General features: G+C 56.4%; 12 protein-coding genes. All 12 read right to left on the reverse strand.

What is annotated here, in order from left to right; translation table 11 throughout:
- Positions 1-11 precede the first annotated feature (11 nt).
- The 12 genes from glgA to KOSB73_RS28820 all read right to left on the reverse strand — a co-directional run bounded on the left by glgA (position 12) and on the right by KOSB73_RS28820 (position 17,154).
- Positions 12-1,445, reverse strand: coding sequence for a glycogen synthase GlgA (gene glgA, locus KOSB73_RS28765; RefSeq protein ID WP_004126091.1), 1,434 nt, complete (start codon positions 1,443-1,445; stop codon positions 12-14).
- The gene (glgC, locus tag KOSB73_RS28770) at positions 1,445-2,740 is read right to left on the reverse strand and encodes a glucose-1-phosphate adenylyltransferase (protein WP_004126094.1); all 1,296 of its coding nucleotides are present in this window, start codon (positions 2,738-2,740) and stop codon (positions 1,445-1,447) included. The genes glgA and glgC overlap by 1 nt, the downstream gene beginning before the upstream one ends.
- A gap of 80 nt (positions 2,741-2,820) precedes the next feature.
- Entirely contained in the window at positions 2,821-4,797 is a 1,977-nt protein-coding gene (gene glgX, locus KOSB73_RS28775; protein WP_024359823.1) for a glycogen debranching protein GlgX, read from the reverse strand.
- Positions 4,794-6,980 carry a 1,4-alpha-glucan branching enzyme gene (glgB, locus tag KOSB73_RS28780; protein ID WP_098141364.1) on the reverse strand — a complete coding sequence of 729 codons (2,187 nt, stop codon included), beginning with the start codon at positions 6,978-6,980 and terminating at the stop codon, positions 4,794-4,796. The genes glgX and glgB overlap by 4 nt, the downstream gene beginning before the upstream one ends.
- 247 nt (positions 6,981-7,227) lie before the next feature.
- Positions 7,228-8,334 carry an aspartate-semialdehyde dehydrogenase gene (gene asd / locus KOSB73_RS28785; protein WP_004126104.1) on the reverse strand — a complete coding sequence of 369 codons (1,107 nt, stop codon included), beginning with the start codon at positions 8,332-8,334 and terminating at the stop codon, positions 7,228-7,230.
- Between the two features lie 358 nt (positions 8,335-8,692).
- Positions 8,693-9,898, reverse strand: a complete 1,206-nt coding sequence (locus tag KOSB73_RS28790) for a DNA-processing protein DprA (protein WP_049099268.1) — start codon at positions 9,896-9,898, stop codon at positions 8,693-8,695.
- Positions 9,895-11,994 carry a RecQ family ATP-dependent DNA helicase gene (locus tag KOSB73_RS28795; RefSeq protein WP_004870224.1) on the reverse strand — a complete coding sequence of 700 codons (2,100 nt, stop codon included), beginning with the start codon at positions 11,992-11,994 and terminating at the stop codon, positions 9,895-9,897. The genes KOSB73_RS28790 and KOSB73_RS28795 overlap by 4 nt, the downstream gene beginning before the upstream one ends.
- A gap of 144 nt (positions 11,995-12,138) precedes the next feature.
- On the reverse strand, positions 12,139-13,479 hold the full coding sequence (gene gntU / locus KOSB73_RS28800; protein WP_004126107.1) for a gluconate transporter: 1,341 nt from the start codon (positions 13,477-13,479) through the stop codon (positions 12,139-12,141).
- Positions 13,479-14,009 (reverse strand): gluconokinase, encoded by a 531-nt coding sequence (gene gntK / locus KOSB73_RS28805; RefSeq protein WP_004126110.1) that lies wholly within the window; start codon positions 14,007-14,009, stop codon positions 13,479-13,481. Before gntK ends, gntU begins: the two co-directional genes overlap by 1 nt.
- A gap of 180 nt (positions 14,010-14,189) precedes the next feature.
- On the reverse strand, positions 14,190-15,185 hold the full coding sequence (gene gntR, locus KOSB73_RS28810) for a gluconate operon transcriptional repressor GntR (RefSeq protein ID WP_004106498.1): 996 nt from the start codon (positions 15,183-15,185) through the stop codon (positions 14,190-14,192).
- Positions 15,186-15,299: 114 nt separating this feature from the next.
- Positions 15,300-15,995 carry a pirin family protein gene (locus KOSB73_RS28815; protein ID WP_024359821.1) on the reverse strand — a complete coding sequence of 232 codons (696 nt, stop codon included), beginning with the start codon at positions 15,993-15,995 and terminating at the stop codon, positions 15,300-15,302.
- A gap of 121 nt (positions 15,996-16,116) precedes the next feature.
- Positions 16,117-17,154 carry an oxidoreductase gene (locus KOSB73_RS28820; protein WP_098141366.1) on the reverse strand — a complete coding sequence of 346 codons (1,038 nt, stop codon included), beginning with the start codon at positions 17,152-17,154 and terminating at the stop codon, positions 16,117-16,119.
- Positions 17,155-17,386: the final 232 nt, after the last annotated feature.

The raw sequence follows: 17,386 nt of genomic DNA on the forward strand, positions 1-17,386 counted from the left end.
TTGGCTCCTGGTTACAGCAAGCGTTGATAAAGTTCGCGGTAAGAATTCGCGGCAACCTGCCAGCTAAAATCCATATTCATCGCCTGACGCTGGACGTAGCGCCAGAGCGATGGGCGCGACCACAGAACGAACGTGCGTCGAATCGCCCGCAGCAGCGACAAGGCGTTGCTATCTTCAAACACAAAGCCGGTAGCCAGGCCATCGGCGAGGTTCTCCAGCGAGCAGTCGGAAACGGTGTCCGCCAGGCCGCCGGTACGCCGCACCAGCGGTAGCGTGCCGTACTTCAGGCCGTACAGCTGGGTTAAGCCGCACGGTTCAAAACGGCTCGGCACCAGAATCACATCGGCGCCGCCCATAATGCGGTGCGAGAAGGCTTCATGGTAGCCAATCTGTACGCCGACTTTGCCCGGATGTTCAGCCGCGGCGGCAAGGAACCCCTCCTGCAGCACCGGATCGCCCGCCCCCAGCAGCGCCAGCTGGCCGCCCTGTTCAAGCAGGCCCGGCAGCGCTTCAAGCACCAGATCCAGCCCTTTCTGGCTGGTCAGACGGCTGACAACGGCAAACAGCGGCGCTTTGTCATCCACCTTCAGCCCCATGGCGATTTGCAGCTGGCGTTTATTCTCCGCTTTTTCTTCCAGCCGATCGCGGTCATAGCGCGCGGCCAGCAGCAGGTCGCTTTCCGGATTCCAGATATGGTCATCCACCCCGTTGAGGATCCCGGAGAGGCGGCCCTCGTGCTGACGCTGACGCAGCAGCCCTTCCATCCCATAAGCGAACTGCGGCTCGGTTATCTCGCGGGCATAGGTCGGGCTGACCGCCGTAATATGATCGGCGTAGTAGAGACCAGCCTTCAGAAAAGAGATTTGGCCGTTAAACTCCAGGCCATGAACGTTATAGAACGACCACGGCAGTTCAATGTCGTTCATATGCCACGAATAGAACATCCCCTGGTAGGCCAGGTTATGCACCGTAAAGACCGACTTAGCCGGGTGGCCGCGCGCCGCCAGATAGGCCGGCGTCAGGCCCGCATGCCAGTCGTGGGCGTGAACAACATCAGGGCGCCAGAAAGGATCCAGGCCGCAGGCCATCTCGCTGCCTACCCATCCCAGCAGCGCAAAGCGCAGCACATTGTCGGTATAGGCGTGCTGATTGGTATCGTGATAAGGGCTCCCTGGCCGATCGTAGAGATGCGGGGCATCAATCAAATAGATGCCCACGCCGTTAAAGTGCCCGAACAGCAGAGTGATGCGCCCGGCAAAGGTCTCCCGACGCGTCACCACCTGCGCATCCGTTACGCCACGACGAAGATCGGGAAACGCGGGCAGCAGCACGCGCGTGTCGACGCCCCCTGCGATTTGCGCTGCAGGCAGCGCGCCGATCACATCCGCCAGTCCACCGGTTTTTAACAGCGGGAACATCTCTGAACATACATGTAATACCTGCATTAGCGCTCCTGTGGGTACCCCAATTTCCGCAGCATGTCGCGGGTGACCAGCACGATACCTTCCTCCGAGCGGTAGAAACGGCGTGCATCCTCTTCCGCGTTCTCCCCAACAACCATACCTTCCGGGATCACGCAGGCGCGGTCAATAATGCAGCGACGCAGGCGGCACGAACGGCCAACCCAAACCTCTGGCAACAAAACTGCCGAATCAATGTTACAGAATGAATTCACCCGCACGCGCGGGAACAGCACCGACTGCACGACCACCGAACCAGAGATAATACAGCCCCCGGAGACCAGCGAGTTCAGGGTCATCCCGTGGCTACCCGAGCGGTCCTGAACGAATTTTGCCGGTGGCAAAGGTTCCATATGGGTGCGAATCGGCCAGTTCTGGTCGTACATATCCAGCTCCGGGGTCACCGAAGCCAGATCGAGGTTGGCTTTCCAGTACGCTTCCAGGGTCCCAACATCGCGCCAGTAGGGTTCAGACTGCGGATCGGACTGTACGCAGGAGAGCGGGAAAGGATGTGCATAAGCCATGCCAGCTTTAGTGATTTTCGGGATGATGTCTTTACCAAAATCGTGGCTGGAGCTTTCGTCGTTATCGTCGTCTTCCAGCAGCTCATAAAGGTAATCCGCATCAAAGACATAGATACCCATACTCGCCAACGATTTGCTGGCATCGCCCGGCATCGCCGGAGGGTTAGCCGGCTTTTCGACGAAATCGATAATCTTATCGCTCTCGTCCACCGCCATCACCCCGAACGCCCGTGCTTCTTCAATAGGCACCGGCATACAGGCGACGGTGCAACGCGCGCCTTTTTCGACGTGGTCGATAAGCATCCGCGAGTAGTCTTGTTTGTAAATATGGTCGCCCGCGAGGATAACGACGTACTCCGCCTTGTAGCGACGAATGATGTCGAGGTTCTGCGTCACCGCGTCCGCCGTGCCGCGATACCAGTTTTCGCCCTGCATCCTTTGCTGGGCGGGCAGCAGGTCAACAAACTCGTTCATCTCTTCATTGAAGAACGACCAGCCGCGCTGGATATGCTGCACCAGAGTATGCGATTGATACTGGGTGATGACGCCGATACGGCGAATGCCTGAGTTAATACAGTTAGATAACGCAAAATCGATAATGCGGAACTTGCCGCCAAAATGGACAGCAGGTTTCGCGCGTTTATTGGTCAGATCCTTCAGACGGGTACCACGTCCCCCGGCAAGGATCAGCGCAACGGATTTGATCGGCAACTGACGCGCCAGCATCAACGGATCGTTCTTTTCTACCCCAACCATAATTAACTCCTTTTTTACTCCCCAGCTTGCCTGCCCTTCTCGCCGCGCCGTCGCTTCGAGACCAACCGGAAGCCTCGAGGTTACGACCTTTGAAATACGCACACTCCGTGCGCGGGCCCATGCCAGACAGCCATAGTGACCGGATTATCCTCTCCGGCGAAAGGTGGAATGGCGCGCCATTCCCCCGCAGGTAAAACCATCTCCGCCACCTCGGCGGTGGCGTTGAGCGCCATCAGCCAGCGATCGGACAATATGATCTGCATACGCGGCGCACCGTGCTGCCATTCATCGGCGGACAGCGGCTGCGCATGTTGGTTTAACCAGCGAACGCGGCCGTCTCCCTCCTGCCACCAGCGATTCTCGGTTAAAGCCGGAATACGCTGGCGCAGATGAATTAACGCGGCGGTGAACGCGGTCAGCCCGCGGTTAGTATGGTTCCAGTCCAGCCAGGTCAACGCATTGTCCTGACAGTAAGCATTATTGTTGCCATGCTGGCTGTGACCGTGTTCGTCACCCGCCAGCAGCATCGGCGTTCCCTGCGCCAGCAGCAGCGTCGCAAGGAGCGCGTGAACGCTGGCACGACGCCGTTCAATCACGGCAAGACTCCCTTCTAATCCTTCTATACCATGATTGTTGCTGTAGTTATTGTTAGTCCCATCGCGATTCTCCTCCCCGTTCGCCTCATTGTGTTTCTGATTGAAACAAACGCAGTCGCGCAGGGTAAAACCGTCATGGGCGGTGATAAGATTCACCGCCGCCGCAGGTGCTCGTCCGTGACGCTGAAAGACGTCGCTGGAGGCGGCAAAACGCTGAGCGAAGTCGCCCAGCGAGACACTCTGCTGCAGCCAAAAACGACGCCCGGTATCGCGGAAATGGTCGTTCCACTCAGCGAACAGCGGCGGAAAATTCCCCACCTGGTAGCCGCCGGGGCCGATATCCCAGGGTTCCGCGATCAGCTTCACCTCCGCCAGGCGCGGATCGTTACGGATGGCCTCGAACAGCGGCGCATCCTGACGAAACGCCGGCGTCCGCCCCATCACCGAGGCCAGGTCGAAACGAAAGCCGTCGACGTGACACTCATCGACCCAAAAGCGCAGGCACTGGCGGGCATACTCCACCACGCCGGGGTGGCTGAGGTTGATGGTGTTCCCGCAGCCGGTCCAATTGTGGTAATCACCGTCTTCCCTGATCCAATAATAGCTACGGTTATCGATTCCGCGCAGGGAGAAGGTCGGCCCTTCCAGGTCTATCTCCGCGCTATGGTTGAGCACCACATCAAGGATCACTTCAATGCCCGCCGCATGCAGCGCTTTAACCGCATCGCGAAACTCATTTAACGCCTGTTCCGGTGCGCTGGCGTAGCGAGTGTCGAGGGCGAAAATCGCCAGCGGGTTGTAGCCCCAGTAGTTGCTTAACCCCATCCGCTGAAGGCGCGGTTCGCTGGCGAACTGCGCCACCGGCATTAACTCTAGTGCAGTAATGCCAAGCATGCGGAAGTAATCGATCATCACCGGGTGACCGAGCGCTTTGTAGGTGCCGCGGATATTCTGCGGTAGATCGGGGTGCAGATACGTCAGCCCCTTGACGTGGGCTTCATAAATCACCGTCTGGCCCCACGGCGTGCGCGGCGGCTTATCGCCGCGCCAGTCGTAATGCAGGTCGATCACCCGCGACTTCGGCGCTATCGCCGCGCTGTCGCGGTTGTCGGGAGCGAAGTCGCCGCCGTGCAGACGCTCATCGTCAGGCAGCCCGCCCGCCACCTGATGGCAGCAGGGGTCGAGCAGCAGCTTGGCCGGGTTGAAGCGGTGTCCCTGCGCCGGGTCCCAGGGCCCGTGGACGCGATAGCCGTAGCGCAAGCCAGGCCCGGCATCGGCGAGCCAGCCGTGCCAGATATCGCCGCTGCGCGTGGGCATATCGACGCGCCGCTCATTGCCCTGGTCGTCAAACACGCAGAGTTCCACCCGCTCCGCATGGGCGGAAAAGAGCGCGAAATTCACGCCCTTACCGTCGTAGCTGGCCCCTAAAGGCGCGGGCTTTCCTGCCGTGAGTACGATCATTGCGCCTCCCGCACCAGCCACACCGTCGCCAGCGGCGGCAGGGTAATGGAGAGGGAGTGCTCACGACCGTTGCTGGCGATCGCTTCGCTTTCAACGACCCCGCCGTTGCCGGTATTGCTGCCGTGGTAGTGCATGGAGTCGGTGTTCAGCTCTTCACGCCAGCGGCCGGGCTGGTTGATGCCAAAGCGGTACTCATGACGCGGCACCGGAGTGAAGTTGCTGGCGACGATGATTTCATTGCCCGCCCTGTCGCGACGAACAAAGATAAACACCGAGCGCTCGTGATCGTCCACCACCAGCCATTCGAAACCGTAAGGGTCGAAATCCAGCTCATGCAGCGCTTTGTGGTGACGATAGGTATGGTTGAGGTCGCGCACCAGCCGCTGGACCCCGTGGTGCCAGTTGTCGCCGCCCTCCAGCAGATGCCAGTCGAGGCTCGCATCGTGGTTCCACTCGCGCCCCTGAGCAAACTCATTGCCCATAAACAGCAGCTTTTTACCCGGGAAGGCAAACAGCCAGCCGTAGTAGGCGCGCAGGTTGGCGAACTTCTGCCAGGCGTCGCCCGGCATGCGGTCGAGTATCGATTTTTTGCCGTGCACCACTTCATCATGCGAGAGCGGCAGGACAAAGTTTTCGGTGTAGTTGTAGAGCATACCGAAGGTCATCTTGTCGTGATGATGTCGGCGATGCACCGGGTCCAGCTTCATGTAGTCGAGGGTGTCGTGCATCCAGCCGAGGTTCCACTTGAACCAGAAACCCAGCCCCCCGGTGGAGGAAGGACGGGAAACGCCGGGAAAATCGGTCGACTCTTCCGCCATCGTCACCGCGCCCGGCGTCTGTTCGCCCAGCACGCGGTTGGTATTACGCAGAAACTCAATCGCTTCAAGGTTTTCCCGACCGCCGAACTCGTTCGGCACCCACTCGCCCTGTTTGCGGCTGTAGTCGCGATAAATCATCGACGCCACCGCATCGACCCGCAGCGCGTCAATGCCAAAGCGCTCGATCCAGTACAGCGCATTGCCGACCAGGTAGTTGCTGACCTCGCGACGGCCATAGTTGTAGATCAGGGTATTCCAGTCCTGGTGATAGCCTTCGCGCGGGTCGCTGTGTTCATACAGCGAGGTGCCGTCAAACGAGGCGAGGGCAAAATCATCCGCCGGGAAATGACCGGGAACCCAGTCCAGAATGACGTTAAGCCCCGCGGCGTGCGCGGCGTTGATAAAGTAGCGGAAATCCTCCCGGGTGCCGAAGCGACGGGTGGGCGCGTACAGCCCGGTTGGCTGATAGCCCCAGCTGCCGTCAAAAGGATGCTCGTTAACCGGCAGCAGTTCGAGGTGGGTAAAGCCCATCCATTTGGCATACGGGACCAGCTGGTCGGCAAGCTCGCGGTAGCTTAGCCAGAAGTTATTATCGGTGTGGCGACGCCAGGATCCGAGGTGCACTTCATAAATCGAGATCGGCGCATCAAACTGATTCGCCTGCTTGCGCGCCGGCGGCTGCTCGACCTTTTCCGGCAGCCCGCAGATAAGCGAGGCGCTCTCCGGACGCATTTGCGCTTCAAAAGCGTAAGGGTCGGATTTCACCCGCAGGTTGCCGTGAGCATCGATAAGCTCGAATTTATACAGCTGGCCGTTCAGCGCGCCGGGAACAAACAGCTCCCAGATGCCGGACTCTTTGCGCAGGCGCATCGGATGACGGCGACCGTCCCAGTAGTTGAACTGGCCGACAACTGACACCCGGCGGGCGTTAGGCGCCCAAACCGAGAAGCGCGTGCCGACCACGCCGTCCATGGTGTCGGCATGCGCGCCCAGCGTTTCATAAGGACGCAGATGCGTGCCTTCCGACAGCAGCCAGACATCGAGATCCTGCAACAGCGGGCCAAAACGATACGGGTCATCAATCAGGTTCTGCTGCCCGTGCCAGGTGACGGCCAGCTGATAGCGAAAAGGATTTTTGCGGCGCGGCAGAACGCCGCAGAAGAAACCGCGCGAGTCGAGGCATTCTAGCTTGCCGACTTTGCGTCCGGTTTTTGGTTCAATGACCCACACATCGGTGGCATCGGGTAATAATGCGCGAACTTCCAGCCCGGCGTCGGCGTAATGCATGCCAAGCACGGAAAAAGGATCCGCAAAATGGCCGGCGATAAGCGCATTAATCACGTCCTTATCAATACGATTAGACATGGTTTCATCCTGTTGTAGGTGTCGCCCTTTCCTGTATCCGGCGACTTTTTTTGACCTGAACGGCGCAGCACGTTATGCGTCCCCCTGCTCCGTCCCACCTTCAGGTAAGGAGACAGCGTGACTCCTTACTTAAAGCATAGCCAAGGCTGAGTTACCTCCGTTGGGAAAAATCTAACATTCGCGTTTACTCCTTGTATTACGCAAAAAAAAGGGGTGTTTCAACACCCCTTTTCCCATCTTGTGACGGCTACGCCAGCTGTTTTAGCATGCGGCGGAGCGGCTCGGCGGCCCCCCACAGCAGCTGGTCGCCCACGGTGAAGGCCGACAGATACTCCGGCCCCATGTTCAGTTTACGCAGGCGGCCCACCGGGGTAGTCAGGGTGCCGGTGACGGCAGCCGGGGTCAGCTCACGCATCGTGATATCACGATCGTTCGGCACCACTTTGGCCCACGGGTTGTGCGCGGCCAGCAGTTCCTCAACGGTCGGAATAGAAACCTCTTTTTTCAGCTTGATGGTGAACGCCTGGCTATGGCAGCGCAGCGCGCCAACGCGAACGCACAGGCCGTCTACCGGAATCGGTGAGGCGGTCGCGAGAATTTTGTTGGTCTCCGCCTGGCCTTTCCACTCTTCACGGCTCTGGCCGTTATCCAGCTGCTTGTCGATCCATGGGATCAGGCTGCCCGCCAGAGGAACGCCAAAGTTGTCCACCGCCAGTTCGCCGCTGCGGGTCAACGAGGTGACTTTGCGTTCAATCTCCAGGATCGCGGAGGCCGGATCCGCCAGCTCAGCCGCAACGTGGCTGTGCAGCTGGCCCATCTGGGTCAGCAGCTCGCGCATATGACGCGCGCCGCCGCCGGAAGCCGCCTGATAAGTCGCCACGCTCACCCACTCGACCAGATCCTGCGCAAACAGGCCGCCGAGGGACATCAGCATCAGGCTGACGGTACAGTTGCCGCCGACAAAGGTTTTCACGCCGTTGTTCAGACCTGCGGTAATGACATCCTGGTTCACCGGGTCAAGAATGATAATGGCGTCGTCCTTCATGCGCAGCGAAGAGGCCGCGTCAATCCAGTAGCCCTGCCAGCCGCTTTCACGCAGCTTCGGATAAATATCGTTGGTGTAATCGCCGCCCTGACACGTGACAATAATGTCCAGCGCCTTCAGCGCTTCCAGATCAAATGCATCCTGAAGCGTGCCACCGGTACTGCCACCAAAGGATGGAGCAGGCTGCCCCAGCTGAGAGGTGGAGAAAAAAACAGGGCGAATGGCGTCAAAATCGCGCTCTTCAACCATGCGTTGCATGAGGACAGAGCCGACCATTCCGCGCCAGCCGATAAAACCAACATTTTTCATAACGTATTCCTGCGAGGTGTGTGCTGTTTGTTCCAGGCCAGTTTCCTACTGGTTAGTCCTTCACATTACAAAATGCAGCTAAAGTCGCAAGTGAAATTAATCAATGATTGCGAGGCAATCAGTAACGCAGCTAATTTTGCCTGATGGCCGCCGTCACTGGCACCCCGGAATACCCGAATAATTATCAGGGAATTTACATGGTGAAGGGAATATTTTCCGCCGCTATTTTATTGATCCGGATTATGGATTTCAGCAGAAATTCGGTTGTTTTACCTTTCCTGACCAAACCCGACAAACCCAGGCGTGGCAAGGGTTTATGAGCCGTATGACGTTTGTCGTATCTCTTATTACGCAGGTTTTAGCGGGATGCAAAGCTTATCTGATACCGCTGCGGATCGGTTAGCTTGTTAATAACTTTCTCCTGCTCGGCTCTAACCAGCCACTCACGTAGCTGTGAAGGGAGCACGTTCAGCTCCTCGCTCAGCTTTTGCAGAGAAACCGGCTGTTGTGCCAGCCGACGCATTTCAGCCAGAAAGAGCTGATAAAACGGATCAGAAGAGGTGTGATACCCCGCGGGCGATTCATAAAGCGAATATTGCTCGACGCTTTGAGTCAACAGGGCTGAGGGGGGGTTAGGCTGCGGTAATAAAAGCTGCTGCGGTTCAATATCGAGGGCATCTTCACTACACCAGGCGCCTCCCAGTTGAACCAGAAGCGCATTCGATGATTCAGGATCATCCGAGGGCTTTACCCAGACGGTTCCCCAGCGATGTTTTAGCGCCTCTTTTGCACCGGTGATGGTTCCACCTTTAGTACCCGCATGGACAACCAGCGCGGCTTCGGCCAGGGAGTAAATATATCGGTTTCGCGCCATCGCATTCGCAACGCTGAAGCCACCCTCCGGATAAAAAGGTGAGATGAGCACCAGCCTGCCATCCATAAGCCCCTTACGCCACTTTGCCGAGGTTGAAGCCCGCAGCAGGCTATCCGCCAGCACGCCGGTCGCGCTTCCTCCTGCTTCGAGCGCAGAGATCATGGCACACTCATCAATGCCGCGGGCCCCGCCGGAAACAATATTCACCCCTTGCGCTGCGGCTTTGCTGGCGAGCTGTTGCGTAAAATGCAAATCATCAGGAAGCGCCGCGCGTGAACCGACAACCGCCAGCCCGCCGCTTTGCAGCAATGCACGATTACCACAGCCAAAAATGACCGGCGGCGAATCATTTTTTAGCGTTGCTTTTAAACGGCACGGATAATCCTCGTCAGCGCGCGTGACCACCCATAACCCTGCCCGCTGCCATTTATCTAGCGCCAGCGCCAGGCTATGACCGCGTGCTAACAGTCCGATAATCCGCGTAACGGGAATTTTCGGATCCTGCCAGGCCATTAACCGAATACCGACCTCTGGCGTTAATAGATCCGCTGGCGACATGCGCTGATGCCTTAACCAAAGCGCCAGCCTTCCCCACTCAGCAAGGCTTAACGGCTGGTGCTCATGCGCCTGCCCTGCCGAAAAGTGACAGGTGAGTAAAAGCGTGGCTTGCGCGATCGCGGTAAGGTTCATCCATTTTTCACCGAAGTTGATGCAAGGGCTACCGGATACACTTTTTCGCATCCGGCCTGACGCAGCAGTGCTGCAAGTACGGTCATAGTCCATCCAGAGTCAATGAGGTCATCAACCAAAAGAACAGGACCATCCGGCAGCGCTGAGTTTACCTGAAAAACGCCATCCAGATTCTGGCACTGATGATAGCGGTTTTGCTGTAATTTCTGCGGCTGATTGTCCCTGACCTTAACAATGGCATCAACAAAAGGAAGTTCTAAAAGTTGCGCCAGACGCCGGGCAAAATCAGGAACAAGCTCGGGGTGCTGTAAAGAAGGCGCACAGCAAACCCAACTCGGCGGCGGATTTGGTGCCCAGCGGTCAGAAATCATTTCAGCCAACCCGGCAACCAGACTATCGGAAAAAAAGCCACGATGTTTATCTCTCGCGACTTCCGCTCCCCAACCGGAATCTCCCCATCGTGATAAAACGCGCCCTTCTTCAGCGCGTAGCGAATCCGGAAAATTCCCCTGAAAGCCATAGGTACTGAAAGCCCCAGCAGCAACCTGCCTGTTCAGTATCAGCGGGAGATCGGCACGCTGAAGAAAGAGATTTGCCGACTCAAGCAAAGAACGATCTTCACGATAATCTAAAAGATGATGCTTTTGGCAGGAACTACATTGCCCGCAACGTTCTGTTGTTGGTTCATCCAGCGCGCGTTGGATAAACGCCATTTTGCATTCATCCGTAGCGATATACTGCCTGACTTCCTGCCATTCAGTCTCCCGCTGCCGGGTGAGATGATCAATACGCTGCTGGTTGAACGCAAATGGTACAGCCGTGCGATACCAGCGCCGGTTCTCCAGCAACACCGGAGAAGGGTATTCAACACTCAGTAATTTGATCGTTTTTTCAATTTGACCGTAGCGCAGATTAGTTCGCGCTTCAATATCGCGAAGCGTCAGCCCATCGCTGCTTTCAAGCACCTGTAACACCTCAGCAATCTGACTTTGCGTTGGGAAAGCGGACTGGCGAAAATAATCATGAATCGCGCTATCTTCTTCTCCCGTCAACAGGATCCCTGATGCATGGTCTATTCCGCGCCCAGCGCGCCCTACCTGTTGGTAGTAACCCACGATCGACCCCGGAGCCTGATAATGAATGACAAAACTTAAATCCGGTTTGTCATAACCCATTCCCAATGCGGTCGTCGCCACCAGCACCTTAAGCTCATTACCCTGTAGCGCATTCTCCAGATATTCTCTGGTCGCGTTGGTATCATTAAACCCTGGATGGACCACGCCGCTATAGTAGGCCTGAGCATTAATAGCGTTTTGCCTGAGCCATCGAGCGACCAGATCGGCATCTCGCGTCGTTAAGGTATAAACGATGCCAGCGCCGGGAAATTCGGGGATCGTGCCCGCCAGCCAGGCCAGCCGTGAAGGCTGGTCGCGCAAAGTCAGTACATCCAGCGCCAGGCTTTTACGCGATAACGTTCCTCGTTGAATGACGATGTCGCCAATTTGCTGTTGGATATCAGTCACGACTCGCTGATTCGCCGTAGCCGTGGTACCCAGAACAGGTGTATTAGCGGGTAGCTGACGCAGGATATCCAGAATACGTCGATAATCAGGGCGGAAATCATGCCCCCAGTCAGAAATACAGTGGGCTTCATCCACAACCAACATCGAAATGCGATCCCCTACGGGCGCTAAAACCGATTGAATGAAATCCTGATTCGCCAGCCGCTCAGGTGAAATTAATAAGCAATCGAGTTCGCCGGCGACAAGCTGTCGGGTGATAAGCAGCCACTCATCCCTGTTCGTTGAATTCAGCGTTTCAGCCCGAATGCCCAGCCGTTCCGCAGCCAGCACCTGGTTTCGCATCAAAGCCAGCAGGGGTGAAACTATTATTGTTGGCCCCCTACCGCGATCGCGGAAAATCTTCGTACTAATAAAGTAGACTGCGCTTTTCCCCCACCCAGTACGCTGCACAACCAGCAACTTTCGCCCATAATTAACTAAAGTATCAATAGCTTCCCATTGCCCTTCGCGAAAGCTTGCAGCAGGATTTGCCAGCATCCGTTGCAAAAGCTGCTCTGCGCCGAATTTGTCCATAATCACGCGCCTTTTCAGATGAATTTATGCGCATTTAGCGGGAAGGGAAAAGAAACGAAGATGACTGAAATCAAGAAATGATGCTAAAAAGGAAAGGAAAGAGTAGCGCTGCGAGCGTGCTCGTAGCGCTATGTATGGCAAGGGTTAACTCAACAACGTAAACGCAATCATACCGACTATCGCCCCGACGGTGCCGAGGATAGTTTCCATCATCGTCCATGTCTTCAGCGTTTGCGCTTCGGTCGCGCCGGTAAACTTACCGAACAGCCAGAAGCCCGCGTCGTTAACGTGGCTGACGACGATAGAGCCGCCGGCGATGCAGATGGAGAGCGCCGCCATCTGCGCGCCGCTGTAGTGCAGCTGTTCAATAACCGGCATGACCAGACCGACGGCCGTCAGGCAGGCAACGGTCGCGGAGCCCTGAATAATACGTACCGCCGCCGCCAGCACGAAGCAGGTGATCGCAATCGGCAGGCCCATCCCGGTCAGCGCTTCGCCGAGCGCCGGCCCCACGCCGGAGTCGACCAGCACCTGTTTGAACACGCCGCCCGCACCGATCACCAGCAGAATAATGCCCGCTGGCTGGAGCGCATGACCGCAAATCTCCATCACCCGGTCTTTCGCCATCCCCTGACGCACCGCCAGGCCATAGATAGCCACCAGGCAGGCAACCAGAATCGCGGTAAACGGATGACCGATAAACTCAAACCATTCATAGGCGGTAGAGCCTTCCGGCACAAAGCGCGCGGCAATGGTTTTCAGGCCAACCAGCACCAGCGGGAGCAAAATTAAGGCCAGGCTGAAGCCGAAGGACGGCATTTTGCCTTCGCCGAGGTGCGGCTCGCTAATATCGTCAGGCGTATGCAGCTCAACGTAGCGGCTGATAAAATTACCCCACAGCGGCCCGGCAATAATCATCCCCGGGATCGCGGCGCACAGGCCAATCAGGATCATCCAGCCAAAGTCGGCGTGCATCTGCGATGCCAGCAGCATCGGCGCAGGCCCCGGCAGCAGGAACGCCGCCGCGGCGGCCACCCCGGCAAACAGCGGGATCACCAGCTTCACAAGGTTGGTACCGGTATGACGCGCCATTGAGAACGCCACGCTGATCAGCAGCACGATCGCCACTTCGAAAAACAACGGCAGCGCGCAGATAAGGCCGGCCAGGCCTATTGCATAGTGGGCGCGACTATGGCCGAAAGATTTCAACATCTTGACGGCAATCTGGTCGACCGCGCCGGTTTCATGCAGGATCTTCCCGAACATTGCCCCTAGCGCGACGACGATAGCCAGAAAGCCCAGCGTGCCGCCCATGCCTTTTTCCATCGTCGCCGCGATCTTGTCCAACGGCATTCCGGAAAAAAGCCCTGCTCCAATAGAAACCACCATCAAAGCCACGAAGGCATGCATACGCGCCTTCATCACTAAAAACAGCAGCAGCAAAACGGAGCCGACTGCTGTTAAAACAAGCGTTAATGTACTCACTATTTACTGCCTTTGTTGATCACCTCAATGGTGCTGGCGACCACGCCTTCCAATGACTGGTCGATATCGACGATTAAAACATCGTTTTCATCCGTGCCCGGCTCTTGCAGCGTTTCAAACTGCGTAACCAACATCTGGGTTTTAAAGAAGTGGCCTTTACGCGCCTTCAGACGTTGTTCGATAACCTCGAAATCGCCTTTCAGGTAGATAAAAGAGAGGTTCGGGTTGCCTTTACGCAGGATGTCGCGATAGCTCTTTTTCAGGGCGGAGCAGACAATCAGCGACACTTTATTGGTACGCTGCATGGCAAACGCGGCATCGTTCAGCGCCTGCAGCCACGGGGTGCGGTCATCGTCATTTAACGGTTCGCCGGAAGCCATCTTGTTGATGTTGCTGCGCGGATGCAGAAAGTCGCCGTCGAGAAACGCGGCGTGCAGTTGATGCGCCACTTCGCTGGCGACAGCGGATTTGCCGCTGCCGGAAACGCCCATCAGGACATAGATGTGGTGATCATGGTTAGTCGTGCTCAAAGCTTCCTCCCACTGGACACATACGCGCAGCTGGCAGCGTTTAACGGCGTGAAATACTGGCGTACAGATTGATTGTTACGGGTAACTGTTATCGGTAACATTGTCATGCCGGAGTTGTGGAGAAGCAATAACCATTCGTGCCAGATGTGAATATGTGTGATCTACTTCAAATTTGTCAGTTTAAATAGATCCGCCCGGTGACAATGTGAAACCTAAATCTAACATCTTAGGCGTCACCGCTTCACCGCGTATCCGCGCCAGCAGACGTTCTGCGCCAATCCGCCCCATCCGCTCGCGCGGCGTCAGCACGCTGGCCAGACGCGGCTCCATCACCTGGCCGATATCGTGGCCGTGGAAACCGGCAATCGCCATATCGTCAGGGATTTTCAGCCCCAGGCGCTGGCACTCAAACGCCGCGCCGACCGCAAGGTCATCGTTGGTACAGAATATGCCGTCAAGCTGCGGATATTCACGACGCGCCTGGCGCATCAGCTCAATCCCCGAGGAATAAGAGGAAGACTGCTCAACCATCACGCTGTAGGGCGTCATCCCGGCATCAAGCATCGCCTGCTCGTACCCCTTCTGTTTGATGATAGTACGTTCATCAAGACGTGCGCCAAGATAGGCTACGTGACGGTGGCCATGATTGATAATCGCCGCGGTCATCTGCCGGGCCGCTTCAAAGTTATCAAAGCCGACGGCGATATCGAGACACGGCGACTGGCTGTCCATCAGTTCCACGACCGGGATCCCTGCGACCTCGATCATCTTCAGGGTGCGCGGCGTGTGGGTTCGTTCGGTGAGGATCAGGCCGTCAATGTTCCAGGAGAGCATGGATTCCAGACGTTTTTCTTCCATTTCCGGCTTATAGCCGTAGTGCGCCAGCATCGTCTGGTAACCGAAAGAGTCAGTCACGCTTTCAATACCGCGCAGCACTTCTGAGAAAACCTGGTTGGTTAACGAGGGCAACAACACGCCAATGGCGCGGCTGGTGGCATTAGAGAGGATGTCAGGGGCGCGATTAGGAATATAACCCAGTTCATCGAGAGCAACGGCTATCTTGCCACGCAGCGCTTCGGAAACCTGTTCCGGGTTACGTAAATAGCGACTGACCGTCATTTTGGTCACGCCGACAAGATCGGCTACATCCTGAAGTACGGGTCTTTTCTTTTTCATCGTCCTGACTGCGATCAACGGGGAAACATTTTCCCAGTTTATCACGGACAAAGCGCAACCTTCCCTAACATCCGGAAAGGTTGCGCAATTTATTTAGACCCGATCGGAGAACGATCAGACGGGCGGCAGATCGAACAGCAGAATTTCGCTATCGCTGTCGGCGTGTACGGAAATCGCCTGCTCGTCCCAAATTGCCAGGCCATCGCTGGTGGTGGCTTTCGTTCCGTTGATGGTGACTTCACCTTTCACCACCTGGATCCACACCCGACGTTCAGCGGCAATCTGGTGCACCGACTGCTCATCTTTCAGCAGCGCCCAGCGGTACAGCTCCATATCCTGGTACACCTTCAGCGAACCTTCACGAGCATCCGGCGACAGTACCAGCTGTTTGCCCTGCGCGGCGTCAAAGCGGCGCTGTTCGTAGCGCGGCGTGATGCCATTTTTTTCCGGCATAATCCAGATCTGGTACAGATGCAGTTTTTCCGTGGCGCTTGGGTTGTACTCAGAGTGACGAACTCCGGTACCCGCGCTCATGATCTGGAACTCGCCCGCCGGCACCTGCTCTTTATTCCCCATGCTGTCCTGGTGCTCAACGGCGCCTTCCAGCACGTAGGTCAGGATTTCCATGTCCTTGTGCGGATGGGTACCGAAGCCCTGGCCGGCATCAATCACGTCGTCATTGATTACCCGCAGCGCCGAGAAGCCCATAAAGTTAGGGTCGTAATAGTTCGCGAAAGAGAAAGTATGCCAGGAATCCAGCCAGCCGTGGTTAGCGTGGCCGCGTTCGTTAGCTTTGCGTAAATAGATCATGTTGCACCCCCGTATGTTTTCGATGGACTCAGTGTGGACCCAATCGCCAAACGATCATAGAGGGTGAAAATTGACTCCTCTGTTCAAAAAATATGAATGAGTACAGAGGAGCCATGATGGCTTATCGGCTAAGGGTAATTGTGGCAGGTGATGGCTGTTCAAAGCCGCGTTCGAGGATCTCCAGGTTTGTGAGAACTTCAGATTCCTTGACGAAATTTGGCTGACCGTTAACCAGGGTTTCATACAGCGAATCATAGACCCGCCCATAGTCGCCGCTTTCAAGCGGGATCTCTTCCCGTACGGTTTCACCCGCCTCATTGACGTACTCCAGCAGGCCAACCGTCTCATCCGCGCCGAATCCCGGCTCGCCCGGCATAATATTGGCCTTCAGGCTGGTCTCCTGCTGGTCGATACCGTATTTAATAAACGAACCTTTATGGCCATGGACGATGAATTTTGGGTAGGGCAGCTTCACCAGATGGCTGGTTTTGACAATCGCCTTCAGGTTGCCGTAGAACAGCTGGGCCTCAAAGGTATCGTCCGGGTTGGCTTTGTTGCGCAGGCTACGGATGTCGTAAGAGGCATGGTGCGGGCGACCGAACAGGGAGATAATTTGGTCCAGGGTATGGACGCCCAGGCCGTAAAACGTGCCGTCCTGAGGCAGCCCGGGCTTCCCTCCATCTACCGGACGATAGTTGTCGAAATGGTTTTCAATCTCGACGATCTCGCCAAGCTTTCCGCTCTCAATCACTTTCTTAGTGGTCAGGAAGCAGGAGTCGAAACGACGATTCTGGTACGGCGTGACCGTCAGTCCCTTGCTTTTCGCCAGGGCGAATAGCGTTTTTGCCTCCTCAAGCGTCGGGGTAAAGGGCTTTTCAACCAGCACATTTTTGCCCGCCTCCAGCGCTCGTTTCGCATAGGCAAAATGGCTGTCCGCGTGGGTGCAGACAATCACCAGTTTGACCTGCGGGTCGTTAAGCACTTCGTCGAGGTCGCTGGTGAAGTGGATGTGCGAATACTGCGGTGCCTGTTCTTCCGGCTTTGCGCTGCGGCGATAGATATGCGCCACGTGCCAGCGGTCTTTTCGATGCAGGACATAGGGAAGATGGTAGCGGGTGGTGCTTTTGCCAAATCCAATAAATGCGCAGTGCAAAGTCATAACGCTATCCTTATTTAAGGTCTCTGCTGTTAACCATAGCGCAAGCTGGCTGCAAACTTAACCCCTTCAATGAGTGTGACAAATTCTTAAATGTTAAATTTAGCGCGCAAATTTATTGACCCTGCAGGCTAAATTCTGGATAAGAGGACCCCTCGGGAAAAGAACGTTTTTTATCCAGCGCGCCCACCGTTTCCCAAAATACGATGACTAAAGGAGTAGCCATCTCGTTCGC

The sequence above is a fragment of the Klebsiella grimontii genome, assembly GCF_900200035.1.
In the GTDB taxonomy this organism is placed as follows: Bacteria; Pseudomonadota; Gammaproteobacteria; order Enterobacterales; family Enterobacteriaceae; genus Klebsiella; species Klebsiella grimontii.

What these genes read in the sequence shown, in the direction of transcription:
- glgA (WP_004126091.1), bottom strand. Translation starts at nt 1,445, where the DNA reads ATGCAGGTATTACATGTATGTTCAGAGATGTTCCCGCTGTTAAAAACC.
- glgC (WP_004126094.1), bottom strand. Translation starts at nt 2,740, where the DNA reads ATGGTTGGGGTAGAAAAGAACGATCCGTTGATGCTGGCGCGTCAGTTG.
- glgX (WP_024359823.1), bottom strand. Translation starts at nt 4,797, where the DNA reads ATGATCGTACTCACGGCAGGAAAGCCCGCGCCTTTAGGGGCCAGCTAC.
- glgB (WP_098141364.1), bottom strand. Translation starts at nt 6,980, where the DNA reads ATGTCTAATCGTATTGATAAGGACGTGATTAATGCGCTTATCGCCGGC.
- asd (WP_004126104.1), bottom strand. Translation starts at nt 8,334, where the DNA reads ATGAAAAATGTTGGTTTTATCGGCTGGCGCGGAATGGTCGGCTCTGTC.
- KOSB73_RS28790 (WP_049099268.1), bottom strand. Translation starts at nt 9,898, where the DNA reads ATGAACCTTACCGCGATCGCGCAAGCCACGCTTTTACTCACCTGTCAC.
- KOSB73_RS28795 (WP_004870224.1), bottom strand. Translation starts at nt 11,994, where the DNA reads ATGGACAAATTCGGCGCAGAGCAGCTTTTGCAACGGATGCTGGCAAAT.
- gntR (WP_004106498.1), bottom strand. Translation starts at nt 15,185, where the DNA reads ATGAAAAAGAAAAGACCCGTACTTCAGGATGTAGCCGATCTTGTCGGC.
- KOSB73_RS28815 (WP_024359821.1), bottom strand. Translation starts at nt 15,995, where the DNA reads ATGATCTATTTACGCAAAGCTAACGAACGCGGCCACGCTAACCACGGC.
- KOSB73_RS28820 (WP_098141366.1), bottom strand. Translation starts at nt 17,154, where the DNA reads ATGACTTTGCACTGCGCATTTATTGGATTTGGCAAAAGCACCACCCGC.